Raw genomic sequence first — 22,050 nt, 5'->3', positions numbered from 1 at the left:
TGAAAACACTCAACTGGCAATCACCACGAAAGGTTTTTCAGCAGTTTGCAGTGTTCGGTTAATTCTTGCAATCTACCGAATACATATCTTTTAGTTTCAATTTTCTGGTCATTATAAATGAATAAACTAGGAGTGTTGATGAATAACATTGCAAAACTAGCAAAAATATTAAATGCTGATGTCATCTTTTTGGATAGTGTCCAGCATACTACAAACTTTTTATACAAAAATAATCGTGATTCCAATAATGATATTCATGATTTTTTATTGAACAAACTAGATTTAGTGTTATCCCATTCGTATACGTCAGTTGATTATGATTTAGGACACGTTGTTGTATGTAAAATTAATCCAACTCAATTAATCTGCTTCTCATTTTTATACAAAAAAAACTTCACTGATGACAACGAACTAATACATTTACACTCATTACAGAATTTAAAAACGATTGCACAAATCATTTTTACAATGTACAACACTGTGGAAGCACCCGATGAAGACATTTATATTTTAAAAATTGATAACAAAAAACCTGTTAAGACTCGTCATTTTGTACCGTTTGATTCACAATTATTTTTTGACACAGAAACTGACATTATTAAAGCAATTGTGTACTCAAAAAAAGATCAGTTGAGCACAGCATTGGACAGCTTAGCAGAATTTAATCTAGTTGCTGAACATTTAACAGCTAACAATATTATTCGAGGAGAGAAGAATACTCTTATTTCTTACATATCAATTTTAAATCGTGCAATTATCCAATGGGGTTACCCAGCTAAATTAGCTTTTCAATTGCAATATAGTTTAGTGCAGGAAGTCGAATTATCACCACAATTTTTAAACTTTTTTCAAACCATTAAGGAAATTTCATGGCACTATTTCAGTGTGATTAAACAATATCGATTCAATAATTTTCTACCATTACACCAAAGAATTAAGCAATACATTAAACAACATATCAGAGAAAATATTACTCTAGACGACATTGCTACTGGATTAAATGCTTCGAAAAAAACACTAAATCCTGCTTTTAAAAAAGAATACGGTGTCACAATCACACAATTTATTCGACAGACTAAAGTCGAAACAGCCAAAGAACTCTTGATTGCTTCCAATCTGTCACTACTAGAAATTGCTGAATTGCTATCAATCTCAACAGCTACCTATTTTGTCAAAACATTTAAAAAAGTGACCGGTGTCACACCAAATCATTTCAGAAAACATTTTATTACTAGACCGCTCGACGACTAAAGATACTAGACTACAAAAAACGCATTCAGATTAAACTAAATGCGTTTGGAATATATCATAATTCGACTGAATTTATAAATCAGCTACATACAATAAGTTACGGTATCATATTAGATATTTATCTTAGTTACTTTAAAGTTATAGCAGCTTCGGTCTAAATTGAATCAAAGACAACACTGTGAATGCAGCTATTTTTTTACCAAAATAGTTTCATGGACACACGACTTAACAATATTTTTCATATAAAAAAGAGTAAGCTTACCAGAAGCTTACTCTTTTTAATTGGGATATATATTACTTAACGGCGTCCTTCAAGGCTTTACCAGGCTTGAATGCAGGAACCTTTGAAGCAGCGATTTCGATTTCTTCACCAGTTTGTGGGTTACGGCCCTTACGAGCTGCACGATCACGAACTTCAAAGTTACCGAAGCCAATCAATTGAACCTTTTCGCCCTTTTTCAAAGCTGCTTCAATTGATGCAAAGACAGCATCAACTGATGCGACAGCATCTTTCTTTGTCAAACCAGTTGCCTTTGCAACTGAATCTACTAATTCTTGCTTATTTGCCATGTTCTTTTCTCCTGAGAGTTATTTTATGATTGGCGCAAAGCGCCGTGTGAAATTTGTCGAAACATTATTTCATGTACTTAGAATAACACAAGAAAGCGCTTATGTGTAGTGTTATCAAGGGTCTTCAGCATTTCGTAATACTTACGTTACATAATTTCAATATTAATGAAATCAAATTACTTTCTTGCACGAACGATTAGCTTAATCGGTGTTCCCGTGAAGTCAAAGGCCTCTCGTATTTTATTTTCAAGGAAACGCTCATAAGAAAAGTGCATTAGCTCAACATCATTAACAAATATAACAAATGTTGGTGGCTGAACTGCTACTTGTGTCGCATAGTAAACACGCAAGCGTCTACCATTATCCGAAGGCGTCGGATTAATTGCAATAGCGTCCATAATGACATCATTCAAGGTTGACGATCCAATTCGCTTTCGATGGTTATCATCGACATCCTTTACCAACTGAGGCAATCTGTCTAAACGTTGTCCCGTTTTGGCTGACACAAAAACAATCGGTGCATAGTCCAAAAATTTGAATTCATCCCGAATCAAATTTTCAAAATCAGACATCGTGTGATCATCTTTTTCAATTGCATCCCACTTGTTTACAACAATAATCATCGCACGGCCAGCATCATGTGCAAAGCCAGCCACATGCTTATCTTGTTCTCGAATACCAGCTTCAGCATCAAGTACCATTAAGATAACGTTACTATCATCAATGGCTTTCATCGCTCGCATTACTGAATATTTTTCAGTATTTTCATAGATCTTACCACGTTTTCTCATACCAGCGGTGTCAACCATCACGAATTCATCACCATCTGGTGTCACAAAACGGGTATCGATAGCGTCACGTGTCGTGCCTTCAATGTCAGACACAATGACTCTTTTTTCGCCCAGCATTGCATTTACAATTGAAGATTTTCCGACGTTTGGACGACCAATAATACTGAATCTGATGGCTTCATCTTCTTGTTCAGCAGCTTCATCAGGAAAATGTTTAACTACTTCATCTAATAAATCACCAAGACCAATACCGTGAGAACCAGAAACTGGGAATGGATCCCCTAAACCGAGTGCATAAAAATCATAGATATCATTACGCATTTCTGGATTATCAACCTTGTTAACCGCTAGAACAACAGGTTTGTCGGTTTTATATAGCATTTTAGCGACAACTTCATCCGCCTCTGTCAAACCTTCTCTACCAGAAACAACCATGACAATAACGTCTGCTTCATCCAGAGCCAATTCAACTTGGCCCCTGATTTCAGCTAGAAACGGTGCATCACCAATTTCAATACCACCAGTATCAATCATTCGAAAATCGTAATTCAACCATTCAGCTGATGCATAAAGTCGATCACGGGTCACGCCAGGCATATCTTCTACGATAGCGATACGTTCTCCAGCCATACGATTAAAAATAGTTGATTTTCCGACATTTGGACGACCAACAATCGCTACTATTGGTGCAGACATATTAGCACCTCCTTTTATATTGCATTATCATAAAAAAAGAACTGGCGAACCAGTTCTTTTCAATAAGAATTCTTAGAACTTACCATCAAAAATGTCGCCCAAAGTTGCAGCTGAATCGTCCTCTTGTTGCTTGTAAGCAGCAATATCGGCACGTGAAGCTGAACCATCGTTTGCATTACCGCGATCTTCGCGTTCTGGCTTTTCTTCCAAAGCCTTCATTGACAATGAAATGCGTTCTTCTGCAGGCTTAACATCAAGCACTTGAACTTTAACCTTATCACCTGACTTCAAAACGTCTGATGGGTTTTCAATGCGCTTGTGTGAAATTTGTGACACATGGACAAGACCTTCAATGCCAGGGAAAATTTCAACAAAGGCACCAAAGTCTTTAACGCGCTTTACTGTACCTTCAAGTACAGTACCGGCTGGTGCTTCTTCGGCAACCTTGTCCCATGGACCAGGTTGTGTTGCTTTGATTGACAATGAAATACGACCCTTTTCAGAATCCAATGCCAAGATTTTAACGTTAACGACTTCACCCTTTGTCAAAACGTCCGCTGGGTTCTTAACACGATCATGTGAAATTTCTGATACGTGGACCAACCCATCAACGCCACCCAAGTCAACGAAAGCACCAAAGTCAGTCAAACGAGCAACTTTACCTTCAACAACTTCTCCAACTGTTAACTTAGCAAATGCTTCTGCTAATTGTGCAGCACGTTCTTGTGCAGCAACAGCCTTACGTGACAAAATCAAGCGTGCTTTTGAAGCATCAATTTCAATAACTTGCGCTTTAATATCTTTATTCTTGAATTGATTCAAATCTGAAACGAAACGATCAGCAACCATTGATGCTGGGACAAAGCCGCGAACACCATTGACATCAACAATTAAGCCACCGCGGACCGCATTGATAACTTTTGCATCAACAGTGTCCCCTTCAGCAAATGACAAGTTTTCCCATGCCTTACGTGCTTCTAAACGCTTCTTTGATAGCAAGTACGCAACACCTTCTTTGTCGCTTGTAACATTAGAGATGACAACAGCTTCAACGCTGTCCCCAACTTTTAATTCGTCTGCCAGGTTGATGTTACGATCGTCTGAGTACTCACGTGCTGGCACAACTCCTTCTTCACCGGTATGCAAACCAATAACTGCTTGGTTATCGTTATCAATGGCTAATACCTCACCAGTAACGACATCTCCTACCTTAATTTGATCTGCACTTTCAAGAGCTGCTAAAAGCTCGTTGTTTGTTTCACTCATGACGTCAAACGTCCTCCTACAATTTACACTATGAATATAGTGTACCAAATATTTCAACTCTTGTATAGTAAAAAACACGGTTTAAACCGTGTAAATTATAAGTTCAATGAATTTTTGATGATTTCTGTAATTTCATCAACCACTTGTTCAATCGTTTGTCCAGTTGTGTCGACTAGGATTGCATCCTTTGCTTGAACCAAAGGACTTATTTGGCGATGAGAATCTTTATAATCGCGCGTTTCTATTTCTTTTCTCAGTGTATCTAAATCGGTCGCAATTCCCTTGAAAACATTTTCTCGATAGCGGCGTTGGGCACGTTCTTCGACACTAGCTACTAAAAAGATTTTGACTTGCGCTTTTGGTAATACAGTTGTACCAATGTCACGACCATCCATAATAACGTTATCATGGCTGGCAATAGCTCGTTGACGCTCAACCAAATTTTCTCTAACAGCGGCGTATGAAGAAACGAGTGACACATTGTTCGTTACTTCTGTTGAGCGAATCAATGATGTGACTTCTTGATTATTTAGGAACACATGTTGCACAGGCGTACCCGGCTCGAAACGAATATCGGTAGTGTCGAGCAGTTCGGTGATACTTTGCTCATCATCATAAGAAATTCCGGCTTGCTTGGCAGCCAATGTAATAGTGCGATACATTGCCCCTGTATCAACATACACGTATTTTAAGTTACTTGCTAGAATTTTAGCAATTGTCGACTTTCCTGCTGATGCTGGTCCGTCAATTGCAATTTGAATATTTGTCATCATCGTCATCCTTAATTATTGAATATTCAACGCAGTGCCAGCATATTGCGTGTAGTTGTCAACCGTCAAACCAGGATTCAAAGCAATAACTTGATCAGTTGTTAGACCGTGTGTGACTGCAAAATTATACAATGTTTGGCTGGTGCCCAAAACGGCTGTAGTGGTAGCACTTGATGATGCTGAACTTGATGATGAAGCGGCAGTTTCATCATCGGTTGTACTTTCGGAACTGCTGCTTGCTTCTGATTGTGAAGAGCTGGAAACACTACTGTCAGAAGAAGTTGTTTCAGAAGAAGTAGAAGTACTGCTAGATGATTTTTGGGTTGAGGATTTGTGTTGACTTGATGACGAAACGGTTTGCGGCGTAGAACCTTTGTGGTTGCTGAAGAAGCCGTAAACTGGGAAAGCTGATAGAATGACCAAACCCAATACAATTAAGGCAACTCGCAGCCCTTTATTTTCAGACTTTGAATCAGATGTTCTCGCAAACTTAGGTTCAATCTTTTTATTTTTGGGCCGATTGGATCGGCTCATGTTATTTGGGTCATAATCGTTCATATTAAACGACCTCCATATTTATTCATTCAAATAAGATTTTACCACATCCCCACATTGTTTTTTGATAACGTTTTATTAAGAAACAATTTTGTGCCATAAAGGCGTCAAACTGGCTTTTACAATTTCACCTGTCACAAACCAAATAATGCCTTGAATCAGGTTAAATGGCATTACCATACCAAATAAATAAGTTTTGATACCAATCAGACGGTTAATGTCAAAATTCGCAAAAGTTGCATACAACGGTATTGCAACTAACCAATTAATGATCATGGCTACAACAGTAATTGCAATCACGCTGATTACCATAGCAATTAATTTTTGATGCCATTGCATTTTCTGTGACATCATTAACCCTAAGGCCAGAATAAAAGTTAACACGACAGCCACATTAACAGGCAAACCCAGATAAGTGTTGACACCCTCATTTGCTAAAATGAGTTTTAAGATTGTTCTTAAAAATACAACCCAAATTGCTGCGGTCATGCCTAACCAACTTAGTGCGATTATAATTGGAACGATTGAAAAGTCTAGTTTCAAAAAATCAGCACCTGGTATTAAGGGCAATTGTGGGAAAAGCATTAACCCAAAAGAAATAGCGCTTAAAATTGCAATCAAAGTTAAACGTTGTACACGTTGAACTGGTGTTGTTGTTAGTAACATATTTTTTCCTCTTAACTTGGTGCTCATTGACCAAATCAAAAAACTGCGCAATTTGTCAGGGTACAACAAAAAGGCAGTTTTCACTTTCTTTTTAGACTTCTTTATACCCGACTGTACGGTCGGCTTTGGATTTTGACCAAATCAACTGCTTGCGCAGGTCGCGGGCTTACCATTTTTAAAATACTATGTCTCACCGCCGGTTAGGATTTACACCTGACCCTGAAGTTCATATTCAATTTGAGTAAATGATACCACGAAATTACTTGCGTCGCAACATCCGATAATCTTGTGCTTGCAGTTGTTTCACTTCAGCATTTGTTAATTTACGATATTCACCAGGTTGTAACCCAATCAAATCAAAGAAAGCATACTGCTCACGTTTCAATTTTTCAACAGGTAAACCAACTTTTGCTAGCATATTTTTAACTTGATGATTACGACCTTCATGAATTGTCAATCGCACCATGCTCGTCTTTTTATCATGATCAACTCGTGTGATTGCAACGCGGGCTGGTGCTGTTTTACGGCCCTTAATCACAACACCTTTCCTCAAAGGTGCCAGCTGTGCTTCCGTAGCAATACCTTTGACTTTGGCCATATAAGTTTTATTAACTTGAGACTTTGGGTGCATCAATTGATTGGCAACTTGACCATCGTTTGTCAGCAGCAAAGCCCCGGTCGTGTCATAATCCAAACGACCAACTGGATATACGCGTTGATCAACATCTGCCAAAATATCAAGCACTGTTTTGCGACCCTTTTCATCGTCATTTGTGGTCACGACACCTCGGGGTTTATTAAGCAAGTAGTACACGAGCTTCTCTCTACCTTCGATAGGCGCACCATCAACTTGAATGTGATCACCATGTGTGACCTTAACACCTAATGTGTTGACGGTTTGCCCGTTAACTTGCACCCGCCCCTGACTAATCATCTCTTCAGCACCGCGACGCGACGCTAAGCCCGCTTGGGCAATCACTTTTTGTAAACGTTGTGGTTCTTCAAGCATATCAAAATTCACTTTCTTTCTGGTTCAACCGCAAATGGGTTAGCAAATAATTCTCCCTCAGCATCATCATTAATGTCCAAAGAGTCCAAATCCGGTAGTGGTGGCAGATCTTGAATTGTTTTTAAACCAAAGTAGTCCAAAAAGTCGACCGTTGTGCCATATAAAATTGGTCGACCGGGTTCTTCTTTTCGTCCAACTTCTGTAATTAAATGTCGCATAGCTAATTTTTGTAATGTGCCAGAGGATCGAACCCCACGGATTTGGTCAATTTCAATTCTCGTAATCGGCTGGCGGTAGGCAACAATAACAAGCGTTTCTAATTGTGCGTGTGACAAAGTGGCATTAGTTGGCGATTCAAAATACTGTTTGACAACTGTTCCCAACATCGGCTTAGTCACTAAACGATAATTCCCATCGGTTTCTCGAATTTCTAATGCACAGCTTAAGTCATTGTCATATTTCGCTGCCAAGTCATCTATAATCCCCATCACCGCAGTCTGCTCAAATCCGGTCATCGTGACTAAATCCGGCAAAGAAATACCTTCGTCTCCAGCCACAAAGAGTAACGCTTCGATTTGACTTAAATTATTCATTTTTAATCCAAATCCTCAATTTCTACAAAAATTTCGTGTTCATAATCCATCTGATGTAACGATATTTTCTCTGCTTTTGCCATTTCTAACAAGGCTAAAAACGTCATGACTAACGGTTCACGTTCATAAACATCATCAAAAAATGTTGTAAAGGCAATCATATCACCAACCTTTTGACCCAATAGATGACGATGGATATTGAAAACGGCATCAGTAATTGTATACTTTTCAGTGACCACGCGTCGACTGATTGGCTGTTGTTGCCGCTTTTTTGCCAGCAGATGCGTAAATGCCATTTGCAAGTCCACTAGTCCTAATCCCGGTGCCAAGCCAATTTCTTGGTCAACATCTTCTGGTGCCATCATTGGCAGTCGTGGAAAAGATTGTTGATCCGATTGTTCACGTTCTCGAAGCGTTTCACTCACCACTTGAAATTGTTTATAAGTTAATAATTGCAACATCAATTCTTCACGTGGATCAGTATACTCATCATCTTCAAAATCAGTCTCTACGGGATCATTTGGCAATAAATCATAGGATTTGATTTGCAGTAACGTTGCTGCCATAACCAAATATTCGCTGGCAACATCTAGCTGCATCGCTTGCTGTGTACGTATGAAATCTAAATATTGTGTTGTAATTTCGGCAATTGGCAAGTCGAAAATATCCATTTCTGACTTTTTGATAAGATGAAGTAATAAATCAATAGGTCCTTCAAAATCAGTTAATGTAATTGTTAAGCCGTTGTTTTCGATACCGACTTTCTCCATTTGTTAATCAATTTTTGGTTATCTAAAGTTCCCATCAAAAAAACGTCAGGATGTTGGGACTGATAGTCTGAAAGCATTGCAAAATAATTCTTTACACTGCGTGATTCAGGCGATAAAGCAACATGCCGAATAATGGTAATCTCATCATCATAAATTTCAACACCTAGGACCCCTTGAACCTGACCTTGTGATTCTGATTGCCAAATATAAAGTTCTCGCGTGTCACTATTGTGATACCATGCTATTTCAGCTTTTAAATGCGGAATTTCACGCAAGCCGGGCAAGAGGGATAAAATGCCCATTACTGTTTTTTCATTTTGTTGTCTGGCTAATATAATCATCATTCAGGCCCTCGGGTGATACTCATCATAAACTTCACTTAATCTCTTTTTAGAAATATGGGTATAAATTTGCGTTGTAGAAATATCAGCATGACCCAATAATTCTTGGACAATTCTAAGGTCTGCACCATTTTCTAAAATGTGAGTCGCAAAGGAATGACGCAATGTATGCGGTGAAACATCTTTCGTGATACCGGCGTTCAAGACCAATTTTTTGATAATCTTCCAAATACCTTGCCGAGTAATTTGATGACCACGATCGTTTAAGAACACATAGGGTGACTCGTGCTCTTTTAATAAGGCAATTCGGCTTGTCTTAAAATAACGTTGTAGCCAATCAATAGCAACTTCACCAATCGGAATAATACGCTCTTTGTCACCTTTTCCAATTGTTTGAATTAAACCCAACTCCAAATGTAAATCACTCATTTTAAGGTTGACCAGTTCACTGACACGAAGACCAGTGGCATACATAACTTCTAATAATGTGCGATTTCTAACGCCAAGAGGGGTATCTTCAACTGCTACTTGAAGCAACTTGTCGATTTCCTCAACCGTTAACACAGCTGGCAAATGTTCTGCTTTTTTTGGTGGGCGTACGTCACTCATCGGGTTATGAGCCACTATTTTCTCTTGGGTCAAATAGCCAAAAAACTTACGTAGCGATGTCACCATATGAATAACAGAACTATTAGATTTTCCTTCTTGGCGCAGCTGATTTAACCACGCTAAAATCACAATATGATCGACTTGGCGCAATGTTAATTTTTCAACATTAAGATATTTACCAAAACGAACCAAATCTTGATGGTAGCTTTTGATGGTATTGTCGGATAAACCGCGCTCAATACGAATATAATGCAAATAATCTACAATTGCGTTGTCAACTTCTTGTGTCATTGTTCAACTAATTTGATGCCGCCATCGACTTGCTCTATCAAACGTTCTTTATATAAGTGACCAAGCGCACGTTTAAATTGGCTTTTACTAAAACCAAATTGACGTTTAATCGCTTCAGGATTGCTTTTATCATTGAATGGTAGGAAGTGATCGGAACGTCTTTGCAACTGTAACAACAAGAAAGTGGCATCTTCATTCATGGTTTTATATGCTAAAGGTTTCAGCGACAGGTTAAGCGTCCCGTCATCACGCACGCCAATTACACGAGCATTAACTACTTCGCCTAAACGTGGTTCATCATCACGTTGAGAAGGATGAATGAATCCCAAATAGTAATCCTCAGTTAAAACAAGCGTGCCAGCCATTTTATTTCGGTATACGGTTGCCTTAATCTGTTTAGATTTCATTTCTTGAGGTGCACGACGCGAAACAGCGTTAATGATATTTTGCTGTGCAATTTCACCCCACAAACGTCCCTTGCTGTCTTCTTTAATTGCAATCATGAGCCGATCGCCCTTTTGTGGCCAAAGTGATGTGATAGTGGGCAAATCATCTAACGAAACAACAATGTCTTTATTTGGTAAGCCAATTGCGACAAAGACACCCAAATCATGACGGTTAGCTACAACAGTCCCCCAACCGTATACATCTTTTTGTGCTGTAGGCACATTTTTGGTAATTTGTAACTTATGATCTTCATTTTCATAGGCAAAACCAGTGACAAAACCACCTAATTTGAGAGGCTTTTGAAGTTCTGACTTATCAATTTCATAAGTAAAACCATCGACTTGCGCAAAAAAGAACTGACTGTTTTCATCAGTGACTTGTGCTTTAATTGTGGTACCAACTGTTGGATTCATATCATTTTCCTTTGATGCGCGCTACTTCACGCACTAATACTGGGCTTTAGCGGATAAATTACTGGCCTGCTAATAGAGATTTTACTTGATTAGCAACAAACTTCCCATCAGCCTTACCTTTGACTTGTGGTGTCACAACACCCATAACTTTACCCATATCCTTTGGCGTTGTCGCACCGGTTTTTGAGATTGCAGCCTTAATAATAGCAATCACTTCATCTTCACTCAATTGTGCTGGCAAATACTTCGCTAGAATCGCTAATTCAGATTTGATACCTGCTGCCAAATCGTCGCGTCCACCCTTTTCAAATTCTGAAAGCGATTCATGGCGTTGCTTGACTTCACGTGACAGAACAGTTAATTCTTCTTCTTCAGTCAAATCATGTCCCAAATTGATTTGTTCATTCATGACGGTTGATTTCACCATGCGAATAACAGACAAAGCTTCTTTGTTTTTATCCTTCATCGCTTGTTTCATATCAGCATTCAAAGTTTCTAACAATGACATTATTTCTCTTCTTTCGTGACTAAAATTATTGTCGGTGACAATCCGACCTTCCTGATATCATTCTACCATAAAAAAAACGCCACTGATGTGACGTTTAGCGTCGAATTAACGACCCTTCTTTTTGTTACGCTTTTGTGCCGCTTCAGACTTCAATTTACGTGCAACTGAAGGCTTAACGTAGAATTCGCGCTTACGGTATTCTTGGAGAGTACCGTCTTTTGAAACACCGCGCTTAAAGCGACGCAATGCATCATCCAAAGATTCGTTCTTACGTACGATGACCTTTGCCATTTGATAACCCTCCTTTCTCGCATTTTATTTCGTTAAACGACATGCACTAAATACTTATTTATTATGACAGACTTTTAACTAATCGTCAATACCGTAAGCCTTTAAATACTGCTTTGTTTGTAAATCAAGCCAGTATTGTGGATTAAGTGACTCACCCGTTGCTTGTTTTAAGATAACTTGTGGATCAACTGCACCACCATATTGCCAAATATGTTCTTTTCGCCATTCAAAAATTGGTGAATAATCACCTGACTGAAAAATTGCTTCAAAATCCAATGATTTTGCCATAGTTGCTTGGAACTGTGCAGCATACAAATGACCTAATGCATAGCTTGGGAAGTAGCCAAATGAGCCACCTGCCCAGTGAATGTCTTGCAAAATACCTGTTAAATCATCCGGTGTATCTAAATCCAAGTATTCTTTATATTTCGCATTCCAGAGGGCTGGCAAATCGGCTACATCAATATTGTCATTGAAAATTGCCTTTTCAATTTCATAACGAATAATAATGTGTAATGGATACGTAAGAGGATCGGCTTCTGTCCGTGTGAATGAAGCTTGCGTTTTGAGCCAACCTGCATAAAAAGTTTCAAAATCAACGTCATCAAGAACACCCTCAAAAGCTTGTTGCATCTGAGGATATTCTTTTTCCAAAAAGGCTTTTGAACGTCCAATCATGACCTCATTAAACAAAGATTGAGACTCATGAATACTCATGCTAATTGGCAAAACAGAACGAAAGTCATCATATTTTGGATCAACATTTTGCTCAAACAGTCCATGACCAGCTTCGTGGAAAATACCTAAAAGAGCCATTTGAAAGTTATGATCATCCCAACGTGTCGTAATGCGAGCATCATCACGATTCAAAGCTTCCATAAAAGGATGAATCGTGTCATCAAGTCGACCTTTGTTCAAATTATAACCTAACCGTTGCACAGCTGACATTGCATATTGTCGTTGCTGTTCTTTCGTCACCCGTCTCTTCAAAAAAGAGTCTTCTGGCGTCGTACCTTCTTTGGCCAAACGTCGGCGTAACTCAGTCACGCCGGTTTTGACTTGGGCAAAAACTGCGTCTAATTTAGCCACTGTCAATCCCGGTTCGTATTGATTGAGCAAGACATCATAAGGTGTTGCCTCATTTGTTTGCCATAGCGGAATAAATTGCTTTAAGTAGCCAATAATTTTTCCTAAATAAGGTTGAAAAATTTTGTAGTCGTTAGCTTCGCGAGCTTGCGCCCAATAGTCTTGTGCCTGCGACAACGTTTTTTCAAAGGCTATGAAATCTTGTTCTGGGATTTTGCCCGTCATATCATAGTCTTTTTGTGCTTTTTTTAATACCAATTGGCCAAGTTCATCCAATTGACTCGTGTCAGATGAGAGCGCTTTTAATATGCTTTGTCGTTGTTCTCCTGTACTGACTGTAAATATCTTCTGCGCTAAGTAAGCATCAACATCAACGCGAAAATGTCCAGCATCTTTGGGCATACCAGTCAAAGCATACCAGTCAAAGCATCCCAGCCAGAAAGCGCTGCAATTTCAGATAATAATGTCTGTTCTTTAACGGAATCAAACAAGTCTTGTTGCGTCGTCATGATTTACCTCATTCTCCAATTAAATATTATTAATTTTATCACTTATTTATCTAATTTAGAAGTCGTTTTTGTATCAGTCATACGCCAATAAACTAATAAACTAATAAAAATCACTACTGTAACATAAATAAAAAATAGATTTTCATGATTAATTTTTCTGAGATAGAGCGCCAAATATTCAACTGTACCACCAAAAATAGCGACCGTCAGTCCGTAAGGTAAACCAACACCTAAAGCGCGGATTTCTGTTGGAAACATTTCTGCTTTGACGATGGCGTTAATTGAGGTATAGCCTGTCACAATCACCAAGCCTGCTAACATGACCCAAAACGCCTCCCAACTCGTTGTAGCATGTTGCAAGGCCACAAAAATTGGTATTGTAAAAATTGTTCCTAGTCCACCAAACCAAAATAGTAATGGCCGTCGTCCAATTTTATCAGAAATTGCACCCGCGATTGGTTGTAAAATCATAAAAATAAGTAACGCTAGAAAATTAATTCGTGTGACTGACTGGGTTGGTAATCCCACAGAATTGATCATAAATTTTTGCAAGTATGTTGTATACGTATAAAATGCAATTGTACCGCCTAAAGTCAATCCAACCACTGTCAGGACAGCCTTGGGATAACGCATTAATTCTTTCAGACTACCTTTTGACTTTGCTTTCTGTGAAGCAAATTGGTCAGATTCTGCCATGCTCAATCGCAAGAACAACACAATTATTGCCCCAAGGGCACCGATAATAAATGGAATTCGCCATCCCCACTGGATCAACTGTTCAGTTGACAATGTCATTTGCAAGATAATTTGGACACCTAATGCAATTAACTGACCACTAATTAGCGTCACATATTGGAATGAAGCGTAAAAACCACGATGATTTCGACTGGCCATTTCTGATAAATACGTTGCTGAGGTTCCGTATTCACCACCTAACGATAGTCCCTGAAACAAACGTGCCAAGACTAGAATAATTGGCGCAATAATACCAATATGAGCATAACTTGGTGTGATAGCAATCACCAGTGAGCCACTCGCCATAATGAGAACTGATAATGTCAAAGCCGCTCGGCGACCGTGCTGATCAGCATATTTTCCCAAAATGAGGCTACCTAATGGGCGCATCAAAAAACCAATCGCAAAGACCCCAGCTGTGCTTAACAATTCAGCTGTTTTGTCATGACTTGGAAAAAATGATGGCGCAAAATAAACAGCGAATGAAGCATAAACATACCAATCAAACCACTCTATCAAATTACCAAGCGATCCTTTTAAAATGTTGCTAATAATCTCTCGTTCTGAACGTTGTACTTGCATACGATTCACCCCTTTTTCCTTACTGTAACGAAATCCGAATGACTATTCACCGTCGGTTTGCACAAACAAAATCATTTTGTTTGTACAATATGTTAAGTTGTGCCATAATAATGGTAATTTTCTGGAGGCAAACTATGAAGTTTAAATCGTTATTAAATGAACCTTTGATGGGTCAATATACTGTCGCAGCTGGTGAAGAAGGATTATCTCGAGAGGTTAGTCAGGTTGGTGTTGTTGACGCGCCGGATTTTGAAAAATATTTATTACCCGGACAGTTAATTTTAACAACTGGTTACCTCTTCCATGATAATTTACCACTATTACGTAGTTTAATTATTGAACTAGATAAACACAACGCTGCTGGATTAGGCATTAAATACAATCGTTACTTCACAGAATTACCGCGTGATGTGATTGTTTTAGCCAATAAACATCGAATTCCTATTATATGGACCCCTGCTGATGAAGTAATTTCTATTACAATTCGTAATTTAAATGACGTTATCTTGAGTAAACATACGGGTGAATTACACGAAATTGTGAAAATCAATCAAGAATTATCGGCAATCAACCATAATAATACTTATCAACACTTGCTTGATTTAAGTGCCCAAATTTTAGAAGCGCCACTCTTATTATTAGATTCTCACTTTACAGCAATATATGCCAGTACATCTTTACTCAAGGAACGTGATTTTTTCACTAAATTTTTACGTGAATCTTCCGGGATTGCTTATCTGAATCTTCAAGAGAAAGTTCGTGTCACTTTTAAAGGTCAAGATTTTGATATTTTGCCCATTTTTTCTGCCTTAAAGGAAAATAAAGCTTTCGTGGCAATTGCTACTTCAGAAGATCGATTGTCTGACTTTCAATTGTTGAAACGTGAACAAGTCATTAACGCATTGGGATTTGCAAACTCTCGCACCGATCTCATTAATGAAACAGAATTCCGTAATCGCTCTGGTTTTTTTCTGAATGTCATGGAATCAGGCCTAAGCCAAGAAGCAATCAGTCACTACTTGAACGATGCCAATATTGACGTTACGGCACGCTATCGTGTTGCAGTATTAGACTTTACCACAAAGAAAACAGTCATTGAAACACGGCAATTTGAAATTCTTCAAGCACTCACTCGGTGGTTCATTCGGGAATCAAATTGGTCCGTATTAATCTTTTCTCACAAACAACAGCTTGTTTTACTGATTAATATGACCATTGACACGCGTTCTTTTTTGCAAGAATTATATGATTTTTTAACTGAACAAGATAAACTAGAATATTATTTTACCATTGGCTTTTCACGCGTTACTGGTGAAATGAAACAATTAGCGGAGCTCTACGAGCAAGCAAATAACGCTTTGAAATTAACAACTAAAACCCACCCCATTATGCGCTTTAGGCCAAAAAGTGCGCATGAACTGCTTCATCTACTACCGCCACAAGAAAGCCATGCCTTTGTTGAAAAAACACTTGGCCCTATCTTGGACAATCCTGAACTACTCAAGACACTAGAAACATATATTTTTTTACATCAAAACGTTACAGCAGTAGCTGGCGCAATGTTTGTACACCGTAATACAATCAATTATCGCTTGAAGCGTATTGCGGAGCTGTTAGATGTTAATTTAGAAATGCCCGATGTGTTAGTGGATATTCAGCTGTCATTATTGTTAATTAATTAGTCACTTTGCATAAATCACAAAAATAAGTTTGTGCAAAGAAAAATTAGTATTTGATGATAAACATGATAAAATTGTTTCCAATCAAGGAGGCATTACTTATGATCGAATACACAAATCTAGCGGTGAACCACGACGGTACCATTCGTGGTCTCAAAAAGAAGCACGTTCAAATGATCGCCATTGGCGGCACAATTGGTACCGGATTATTTTTAGGAGCAGGTAATTCAATTGCGAAGACAGGTCCTTCAATTCTGATTGTTTATGCAGTATTGGGCGCTTTCTTCTTCATGATGATGCGAGGCATTGGCGAAATGTTATATGCTGACCCGTCGCAACATACATTTGTCTCCTTTATCAGTAAGTATGTGGGCGCAGGTGCAGGCTATTTTGCTGGTTGGTCTTATTGGATTGGTCTTGTTTTCGTTGCAATGGCTGAATTAACAGCGGTTTCTACTTATGTTAAATTTTGGTTCCCCAACTGGCAAACATGGATCATTCAAGTTGCTTTTCTCTTCATTTTGACAATGATTAACCTCATCGCCGTTAAACTGTTTGGAGAAACCGAATACTGGTTTGCGATGATAAAGATCATCGCCATTGTTGCCATGATTGTAACAGGATTATTCTTGATTGCAACAGGCTTCAAGGCCCCTGCTAGTGGTGGCCACACGGTTGCCTCATTTGGCAATGTATTTTCTAACTTCACACTATTTCCAAATGGTGCAAGTATGTTCTTCGCTGCCTTTCCAATGGTATTTTTCGCCTTCCAAGGCATGGAATTCGTTGGTATCACAACAGCTGAAACACAAAACCCACGTGAGGTTTTGCCAAAAGCGATTAACACGATTATTTTCCGTATCTTAATTTTCTATCTTGGTGCTATGATTATCATCATGTCCATTATTAATTGGCATGTGATTGCTAAAACACCTGATGAAAGTCCATTCGTTATGGTCTTTCAATTAGCTGGTTTCAAAGCCGCCGCGTTAGTTATCAACTTTGTTGTTCTAACATCAGCCGCTTCGGCACTCAATTCTGCTATTTATTCAGCAGGTCGACACTTTTATCAACTGGCCGAAGAGTCTGATTCCAAGCTCATGGGGAATTTCCGAGAAATATCATCAAACGGTGTTCCCGCTAAAGCAATTATTCTGACTGCCGTGTTAGTACTGTTGTCACCTGTTATTAATTCAATTCCACAAATTACTAGTGCTTTTGGATTTATCACATCAATTTCGTCAAACATGTATATTATCGTTTATGCGATGACAATGTACGCTCATCGTAAGTTCCGTGAATCAACTGACTTTATGCCAAACGGGTTCGTCATGCCTGGTTACAAATGGACCAGTCCCTTGACACTTGTATTCTTCGCGGCAATTTATATCAGTTTGTTCTTCCAAGCTGATTCACGAATGTCAGCTATTGGTGCCATTGTCTTTACTATCATTTTTGGTTATCTCTCACATCGTAAGTTTTCATCAAAAGTTTCGACTTCAACGTCAACAGCGTCATAAACATATTAAAAGGGATCCAACATTATTGGATCCCTTTTAATATGTTTATAGTTCCGGTTCGTAAAAGCGACCGACAGTATGCTCAATTTTCCATGTTGATGAAAACGCGTGTTCATCAACTTCTTTCATTGCTTCACGCAATTCAAAGCGTTCCTGTTGCGTAATCACTGTCAGCAGTACTGAACGTTCTTGACCAGTATAACCACCGCGAGCATCGTTAATAATAGTGACACCGCGACGCATTTTACGCTGAATACCGTCAACCATTTCGTCCGGCTTCGTCGTAATAATCATGACTTGCATCTGTTGTTGACGGGTATAAAAAGCGTCAATCATACGTGAACTAATAATGACACCAACAATCGAATACAGCGCATATTTCCAGCCATAAGTTAATCCAGCACCAATCATAATAAGGGCGTTGAACGCCAAATTAATGGGTCCCATTTTGAAGCCAAAGTGTTTTTTAACTAACATGCCAATGACATCTAATCCGCCGGTTCCTACGCCATATCGTAATGCCGTTCCAACAGCCATACCATTTAAAGCACCACCAAACATGGCATTAATTAAAGGATCTGGCGTTAACACGCGAGTTGTATCAAACAGTGGCATCAAAGCTGAACTGAGAAGTACAGCCAACGTGGTGAAAGTAGCAAAACGCCAAGACAACTGCCACCAAGCAATCACCAACATTGGTAAATTAACCAACGCCAATGCGAGCGCGACCGGAATTTTTTCACCACTTAAAGTGGAAACTAACTGGGCAAATCCAGTAAACCCTGATGAATAGATATGACCAGGATGCCAGAAGTAATTCATTGCAAAAGCAACAATCACACCGTAAAATATAGCACCACCAACACGACTCGCGTATTGATTTTTCATGAAATTATGAAATATTTTTTGCATCAATCACTCGGCTTCTGGTACAAATAAACCTAATTCATTCAACTGTTTTGTTTCAACACGCGTTGGTGCTTCCGTCATCGGTTCAGTTGCTCGTGAATTTTTAGGAAAAGCAATGACTTCACGAATATTTTCTTGTCCGGCCAATAACATTGCTAAACGGTCTAGTCCAAGCGCGATACCACCCATTGGCGGGAAACCAAATTCCATGCCTTCAAGCAAGAAACCAAATGCCTCATGCGCTTTTTCAGGTGTAAAACCAAGTGCCTTAAGCATTTTTTCCTGAATGTCCATACGGTGAATACGGATTGATCCTGAGCCTAACTCATAACCGTTCAAGACCAAATCATAACTTTGCGCATGCGATTTATGTGGATCTTCACCATCATCAAGATAGTGTAAATCTTCTTCATTTGGCATTGTAAATGGATGGTGGGCAGCAATCCAACGGTCGAAATCTTCTGAATATTCAAATAATGGCCAATCAACAATCCATGCAAATGCCCAAGGATTTGTTTTGTCCACCAAATCAAGATCAGCAGCTGTTTGACGGCGGAGATAATCCAAAGTAGCTGACACAACATCATTACGACCAGCACCAAATAACAACAAGTCTCCCGTCTGACCACCAACGCCAGCTATCAAAGCTTGACTATCTTCTGGTTTAAAGAATTTGGCAATTGGACCAGTTAGTCCGTCATCAGTTACCTTTAACCATGCCAAACCTTTAGCACCAAACCGTTCAATATATTGTGCCAATTTGTCAATGTCTTTACGAGAATAGTGATCGGCACCGCCCGGTACAGCGATTGCTTTCACAACACCACCAGCTTTAACAGCGTTGGCAAACACGCCAAATTCACTATTTGAAACGGTATCAGAAAGATCATGAATTTCATAAGCAATTCGCAAATCAGGTTTGTCCGTACCAAAACGATCCATTGATTCTTGCCATGTTAGAGTCGGAATGGTGGTCGTATCAAGATCAAAGTTCACGACATCGTTCATCATTGCTTTGACCCATTCATTGACCAGTTCCCGAATTTCATCAGCAGTCATGAATGATGTTTCCACATCCATTTGTGTAAATTCAGGTTGTCGATCACCACGCAAATCCTCATCACGGAACGCACGTGCGATTTGGAAATAGCGATCAAATCCAGCCCCCATCAATAGTTGCTTGAATAGTTGAGGTGATTGTGGCAACGCATAAAACGATCCGGGGAAAACGCGAGATGGCACCAAGTAATCACGGGCACCTTCAGGTGTAGACTTAGCCAAAATTGGTGTTTCAATGTTGATAAAATCATGTGTATCCATGAAGTGCATGGCACTGGACATAATTTTAGACCGAACGCGTAGGTTCTTTTGCATTTCTGGTCGACGCAAGTCTAAATAACGATACTGCAACTTGAGTTCCTCATTAGCATTAACGTTATCCTCAATATAAAATGGTGGTGTTTTTGACGTTGCCAAAATTTTGGCTGATGTCACATCAACTTCAACGGCACCAGACTTAATTTTATCGTTAATTTGGCTAGCATCACGTTTGATGACTTTACCAGTCACAGCAACAACATATTCACTTCGCATATCTTCGGCGACAGTCAAAGCTGATTGGTTAGTAGCATTGAATGTTAATTGCACAATGCCTTCGCGATCACGTAAGTCAACAAATATCAAGTCACCAAAATCACGACGCTTTTGCACCCAACCACTCAATGTCACCGTTTGGTCAAGATAACTTTCGTCAATTAAACCTGCATATGTTGTTCGTTTCATTGTTCGTCTCCTTGTGCATCAATAATTGTTGGCAAATCTGTATAAAGATCAGCCAATTTAACAAGTTGCTGTTCACCAGTTGCCATGTTTTTAATATTAGCAGCGTGTGCTGCTAACTCTTTTTCCCCAACAGTCACGACGTACTTAGCATTGTGACGATCCGCTGTTTTAAACTGTGCTTTTGCTGAGCGATCCAGATAATCACGTTCAGCAACGAAACCAAATGACCGGATTGCTTGCACGATTTGCATAGCTGCAATATCTGTTTCATCACCGATGTTGACAACATAAAAATCAAGGTCATTATCGACTTCTGGTGCAACACCCTGCGCGTTTAACAAACTCACCAAGCGCTCCATGCCAATACCAAAACCAACGCCAGCTGTTTCAGGACCACCAAAAACAGATACCAATCCTGAATAGCGACCACCGCCGGCAATTGTTGCAGCACCTTTTAATTGCTCATCAACTGTCATAACTTCAAAGATTGTATCGTTATAATAATCCAAACCACGAACCATTGTTGGGTCAATTTCAAAGTCAAGATTCAAAGCCGTCAACAATGCTTGAACTTTTTGGAAGTGCTGTTGTGAGGCTTCAGACAAATAATCCAAAATTGAAGGTGCGTCAGCCACAAAAACTTGATCTCGTGGATCTTTTGAATCTAAAACGCGCAGTGGATTTTTCTCCAAACGCGCCTGAGAATCGGCAGATAATTCAGAACGATGTGGCGTAAGATAGTCAATCAATGCTTGGCGATAATCATCTCGTGACTGCTTATCACCCAAAGTATTAATTGCAACACGCAAATTCTTTAAACCAAGGGTTTGGAACAAATCAATTGCCATCGCAATAACTTCGACGTCAAGTGCTGGTGATGAGGAGCCAAAAGCTTCTACACCAATTTGATGAAATTGGCGCATACGCCCTGCTTGTGGACGTTCATAACGGAACATTGGTCCAATGTAAAATGATTTATAAGGCTTATCAAATTCTGGCCCATATAATTTATTCTCGACATACGCGCGGACAATTCCGGCTGTTCCCTCTGGTCGTAGGGCAATGTGGCGATCACCTTTATCATGAAAATCATACATTTCCTTAGTGACAACATCTGATGTATCACCTGCTGAACGAGAAAAAACTTCAAAATTTTCAAATATTGGTGTTCGAACTTCTTTAAAATTATAGTCACCAAATAATAAACGCGCAACATTTTCAACGTGTTGCCATTGGCTTGTTTGATCTGGTAATAAATCAGCAGTACCCTTAGGGCGCTGGAAAAGTGGTTTTGCCATCGTATTTTAATTGCTGACAGTCATATTACGACAAGTCAGTTGTTCTCCTTCTGTTTTTGACATTAAAACTGAAAAAGCGCCCTCAACGATTATTCGTTAAGGGCGCAATTGCA

The 22,050-nt window shown here is 39.2% G+C and carries 21 protein-coding genes, 1 pseudogene and 1 riboswitch; of the genes and pseudogenes, 3 read left to right on the top strand and 19 right to left on the bottom strand.

Going from position 1 to position 22,050, the window contains the following annotated elements; genetic code table 11:
• Positions 1-138: 138 nt before the first annotated feature.
• Positions 139-1,251 carry a helix-turn-helix domain-containing protein gene (locus IEU71_RS04340; RefSeq protein WP_036067561.1) on the top strand — a complete coding sequence of 371 codons (1,113 nt, stop codon included), beginning with the start codon at positions 139-141 and terminating at the stop codon, positions 1,249-1,251.
• A 294-nt stretch (positions 1,252-1,545) separates the two neighbouring features.
• On the opposite strand, the gene hbs is transcribed toward IEU71_RS04340, so the two are convergent.
• The 16 genes and pseudogenes from hbs to IEU71_RS04260 all read right to left on the bottom strand — a co-directional run bounded on the left by hbs (position 1,546) and on the right by IEU71_RS04260 (position 14,749).
• A complete protein-coding gene (gene hbs / locus IEU71_RS04335) occupies positions 1,546-1,821 on the bottom strand; it encodes a non-specific DNA-binding protein Hbs (protein WP_004910092.1) in 276 nt (91 codons plus the stop codon).
• 176 nt (positions 1,822-1,997) lie between these two features.
• Positions 1,998-3,308, bottom strand: a complete 1,311-nt coding sequence (der, locus tag IEU71_RS04330; RefSeq protein ID WP_004910091.1) for a ribosome biogenesis GTPase Der — start codon at positions 3,306-3,308, stop codon at positions 1,998-2,000.
• Positions 3,309-3,380: 72 nt separating this feature from the next.
• Positions 3,381-4,574, bottom strand: a complete 1,194-nt coding sequence (rpsA, locus tag IEU71_RS04325) for a 30S ribosomal protein S1 (RefSeq protein ID WP_004910088.1) — start codon at positions 4,572-4,574, stop codon at positions 3,381-3,383.
• 95 nt (positions 4,575-4,669) lie between these two features.
• Positions 4,670-5,347, bottom strand: coding sequence for a (d)CMP kinase (cmk, locus tag IEU71_RS04320; protein WP_036066183.1), 678 nt, complete (start codon positions 5,345-5,347; stop codon positions 4,670-4,672).
• A 12-nt stretch (positions 5,348-5,359) separates the two neighbouring features.
• Positions 5,360-5,902, bottom strand: a complete 543-nt coding sequence (locus IEU71_RS04315) for a hypothetical protein (protein ID WP_004910083.1) — start codon at positions 5,900-5,902, stop codon at positions 5,360-5,362.
• Positions 5,903-5,977: 75 nt separating this feature from the next.
• Positions 5,978-6,565, bottom strand: a complete 588-nt coding sequence (locus IEU71_RS04310) for an ECF transporter S component (protein WP_004910080.1) — start codon at positions 6,563-6,565, stop codon at positions 5,978-5,980.
• A 90-nt stretch (positions 6,566-6,655) separates the two neighbouring features.
• Positions 6,656-6,796: riboswitch (FMN riboswitch) on the bottom strand.
• A gap of 28 nt (positions 6,797-6,824) precedes the next feature.
• Positions 6,825-7,574 carry a pseudouridine synthase gene (locus IEU71_RS04305; RefSeq protein WP_004910078.1) on the bottom strand — a complete coding sequence of 250 codons (750 nt, stop codon included), beginning with the start codon at positions 7,572-7,574 and terminating at the stop codon, positions 6,825-6,827.
• An 8-nt stretch (positions 7,575-7,582) separates the two neighbouring features.
• Entirely contained in the window at positions 7,583-8,167 is a 585-nt protein-coding gene (scpB, locus tag IEU71_RS04300) for an SMC-Scp complex subunit ScpB (RefSeq protein WP_004910076.1), read from the bottom strand.
• Between the two features lie 2 nt (positions 8,168-8,169).
• Entirely contained in the window at positions 8,170-8,937 is a 768-nt protein-coding gene (locus IEU71_RS04295; RefSeq protein ID WP_004910071.1) for a segregation and condensation protein A, read from the bottom strand.
• Positions 8,904-9,278 carry a hypothetical protein gene (locus IEU71_RS04290; RefSeq protein ID WP_036066185.1) on the bottom strand — a complete coding sequence of 125 codons (375 nt, stop codon included), beginning with the start codon at positions 9,276-9,278 and terminating at the stop codon, positions 8,904-8,906. The genes IEU71_RS04295 and IEU71_RS04290 overlap by 34 nt, the downstream gene beginning before the upstream one ends.
• A 3-nt stretch (positions 9,279-9,281) precedes the next feature.
• Positions 9,282-10,178: a site-specific tyrosine recombinase XerD gene (xerD, locus tag IEU71_RS04285; RefSeq protein WP_004910061.1), complete on the bottom strand. Its 897-nt coding sequence runs from the start codon at positions 10,176-10,178 to the stop codon at positions 9,282-9,284.
• A complete protein-coding gene (locus IEU71_RS04280; RefSeq protein WP_004910057.1) occupies positions 10,175-11,038 on the bottom strand; it encodes a CvfB family protein in 864 nt (287 codons plus the stop codon). Before IEU71_RS04280 ends, xerD begins: the two co-directional genes overlap by 4 nt.
• A 58-nt stretch (positions 11,039-11,096) precedes the next feature.
• Positions 11,097-11,546, bottom strand: a complete 450-nt coding sequence (locus IEU71_RS04275; protein ID WP_004910052.1) for a GatB/YqeY domain-containing protein — start codon at positions 11,544-11,546, stop codon at positions 11,097-11,099.
• Between the two features lie 105 nt (positions 11,547-11,651).
• Entirely contained in the window at positions 11,652-11,837 is a 186-nt protein-coding gene (gene rpsU, locus IEU71_RS04270) for a 30S ribosomal protein S21 (protein WP_004899901.1), read from the bottom strand.
• Positions 11,838-11,915: 78 nt separating this feature from the next.
• A pseudogene (locus IEU71_RS04265) lies at positions 11,916-13,432 on the bottom strand (carboxypeptidase M32).
• Positions 13,433-13,474: 42 nt separating this feature from the next.
• Positions 13,475-14,749, bottom strand: a complete 1,275-nt coding sequence (locus IEU71_RS04260; RefSeq protein ID WP_036066181.1) for an MFS transporter — start codon at positions 14,747-14,749, stop codon at positions 13,475-13,477.
• 134 nt (positions 14,750-14,883) lie between these two features.
• Between IEU71_RS04260 and IEU71_RS04255 the strand changes: the two genes are divergently transcribed.
• Positions 14,884-16,431 carry a PucR family transcriptional regulator gene (locus IEU71_RS04255; RefSeq protein WP_004910040.1) on the top strand — a complete coding sequence of 516 codons (1,548 nt, stop codon included), beginning with the start codon at positions 14,884-14,886 and terminating at the stop codon, positions 16,429-16,431.
• A gap of 98 nt (positions 16,432-16,529) precedes the next feature.
• Entirely contained in the window at positions 16,530-17,948 is a 1,419-nt protein-coding gene (locus IEU71_RS04250; RefSeq protein WP_004910039.1) for an amino acid permease, read from the top strand.
• Positions 17,949-17,993: 45 nt separating this feature from the next.
• Here IEU71_RS04250 and IEU71_RS04245 read toward each other — a convergent pair whose 3' ends face one another.
• Genes IEU71_RS04245 through hisS form a run of 3 tightly spaced genes read right to left on the bottom strand, consistent with a single transcriptional unit; the run spans position 17,994 to position 21,937 of the window.
• Complete coding sequence (locus IEU71_RS04245) at positions 17,994-18,860, bottom strand: YitT family protein (RefSeq protein ID WP_004910034.1); 867 nt, start codon at positions 18,858-18,860, stop codon at positions 17,994-17,996.
• A gap of 3 nt (positions 18,861-18,863) precedes the next feature.
• Positions 18,864-20,639, bottom strand: a complete 1,776-nt coding sequence (aspS, locus tag IEU71_RS04240) for an aspartate--tRNA ligase (protein ID WP_004910028.1) — start codon at positions 20,637-20,639, stop codon at positions 18,864-18,866.
• Complete coding sequence (hisS, locus tag IEU71_RS04235; RefSeq protein WP_004910024.1) at positions 20,636-21,937, bottom strand: histidine--tRNA ligase; 1,302 nt, start codon at positions 21,935-21,937, stop codon at positions 20,636-20,638. The genes aspS and hisS overlap by 4 nt, the downstream gene beginning before the upstream one ends.
• Positions 21,938-22,050: the final 113 nt, after the last annotated feature.

The organism is Leuconostoc falkenbergense, assembly GCF_014634805.1.
GTDB lineage: Bacteria > Bacillota > Bacilli > Lactobacillales > Lactobacillaceae > Leuconostoc > Leuconostoc falkenbergense.
Note: the sequence above shows the minus strand (reverse complement) of the source record. Positions and strands in the feature narration are given on the sequence as shown.

Excerpts from the sequence above, each read along its gene's own strand:
- xerD (WP_004910061.1), bottom strand. The coding sequence starts at position 10,178 with ATGACACAAGAAGTTGACAACGCAATTGTAGATTATTTGCATTATATT.
- IEU71_RS04315 (WP_004910083.1), bottom strand. The coding sequence starts at position 5,902 with ATGAACGATTATGACCCAAATAACATGAGCCGATCCAATCGGCCCAAA.
- IEU71_RS04250 (WP_004910039.1), top strand. The coding sequence starts at position 16,530 with ATGATCGAATACACAAATCTAGCGGTGAACCACGACGGTACCATTCGT.
- IEU71_RS04245 (WP_004910034.1), bottom strand. The coding sequence starts at position 18,860 with ATGCAAAAAATATTTCATAATTTCATGAAAAATCAATACGCGAGTCGT.
- hisS (WP_004910024.1), bottom strand. The coding sequence starts at position 21,937 with ATGGCAAAACCACTTTTCCAGCGCCCTAAGGGTACTGCTGATTTATTA.
- IEU71_RS04260 (WP_036066181.1), bottom strand. The coding sequence starts at position 14,749 with ATGCAAGTACAACGTTCAGAACGAGAGATTATTAGCAACATTTTAAAA.
- IEU71_RS04310 (WP_004910080.1), bottom strand. The coding sequence starts at position 6,565 with ATGTTACTAACAACAACACCAGTTCAACGTGTACAACGTTTAACTTTG.
- IEU71_RS04280 (WP_004910057.1), bottom strand. The coding sequence starts at position 11,038 with ATGAATCCAACAGTTGGTACCACAATTAAAGCACAAGTCACTGATGAA.
- IEU71_RS04305 (WP_004910078.1), bottom strand. The coding sequence starts at position 7,574 with ATGCTTGAAGAACCACAACGTTTACAAAAAGTGATTGCCCAAGCGGGC.
- hbs (WP_004910092.1), bottom strand. The coding sequence starts at position 1,821 with ATGGCAAATAAGCAAGAATTAGTAGATTCAGTTGCAAAGGCAACTGGT.
- rpsA (WP_004910088.1), bottom strand. The coding sequence starts at position 4,574 with ATGAGTGAAACAAACAACGAGCTTTTAGCAGCTCTTGAAAGTGCAGAT.
- der (WP_004910091.1), bottom strand. The coding sequence starts at position 3,308 with ATGTCTGCACCAATAGTAGCGATTGTTGGTCGTCCAAATGTCGGAAAA.
- scpB (WP_004910076.1), bottom strand. The coding sequence starts at position 8,167 with ATGAATAATTTAAGTCAAATCGAAGCGTTACTCTTTGTGGCTGGAGAC.
- IEU71_RS04255 (WP_004910040.1), top strand. The coding sequence starts at position 14,884 with ATGAAGTTTAAATCGTTATTAAATGAACCTTTGATGGGTCAATATACT.
- aspS (WP_004910028.1), bottom strand. The coding sequence starts at position 20,639 with ATGAAACGAACAACATATGCAGGTTTAATTGACGAAAGTTATCTTGAC.
- IEU71_RS04275 (WP_004910052.1), bottom strand. The coding sequence starts at position 11,546 with ATGTCATTGTTAGAAACTTTGAATGCTGATATGAAACAAGCGATGAAG.
- cmk (WP_036066183.1), bottom strand. The coding sequence starts at position 5,347 with ATGATGACAAATATTCAAATTGCAATTGACGGACCAGCATCAGCAGGA.
- rpsU (WP_004899901.1), bottom strand. The coding sequence starts at position 11,837 with ATGGCAAAGGTCATCGTACGTAAGAACGAATCTTTGGATGATGCATTG.
- IEU71_RS04290 (WP_036066185.1), bottom strand. The coding sequence starts at position 9,278 with ATGATTATATTAGCCAGACAACAAAATGAAAAAACAGTAATGGGCATT.
- IEU71_RS04295 (WP_004910071.1), bottom strand. The coding sequence starts at position 8,937 with ATGGAGAAAGTCGGTATCGAAAACAACGGCTTAACAATTACATTAACT.
- IEU71_RS04340 (WP_036067561.1), top strand. The coding sequence starts at position 139 with ATGAATAACATTGCAAAACTAGCAAAAATATTAAATGCTGATGTCATC.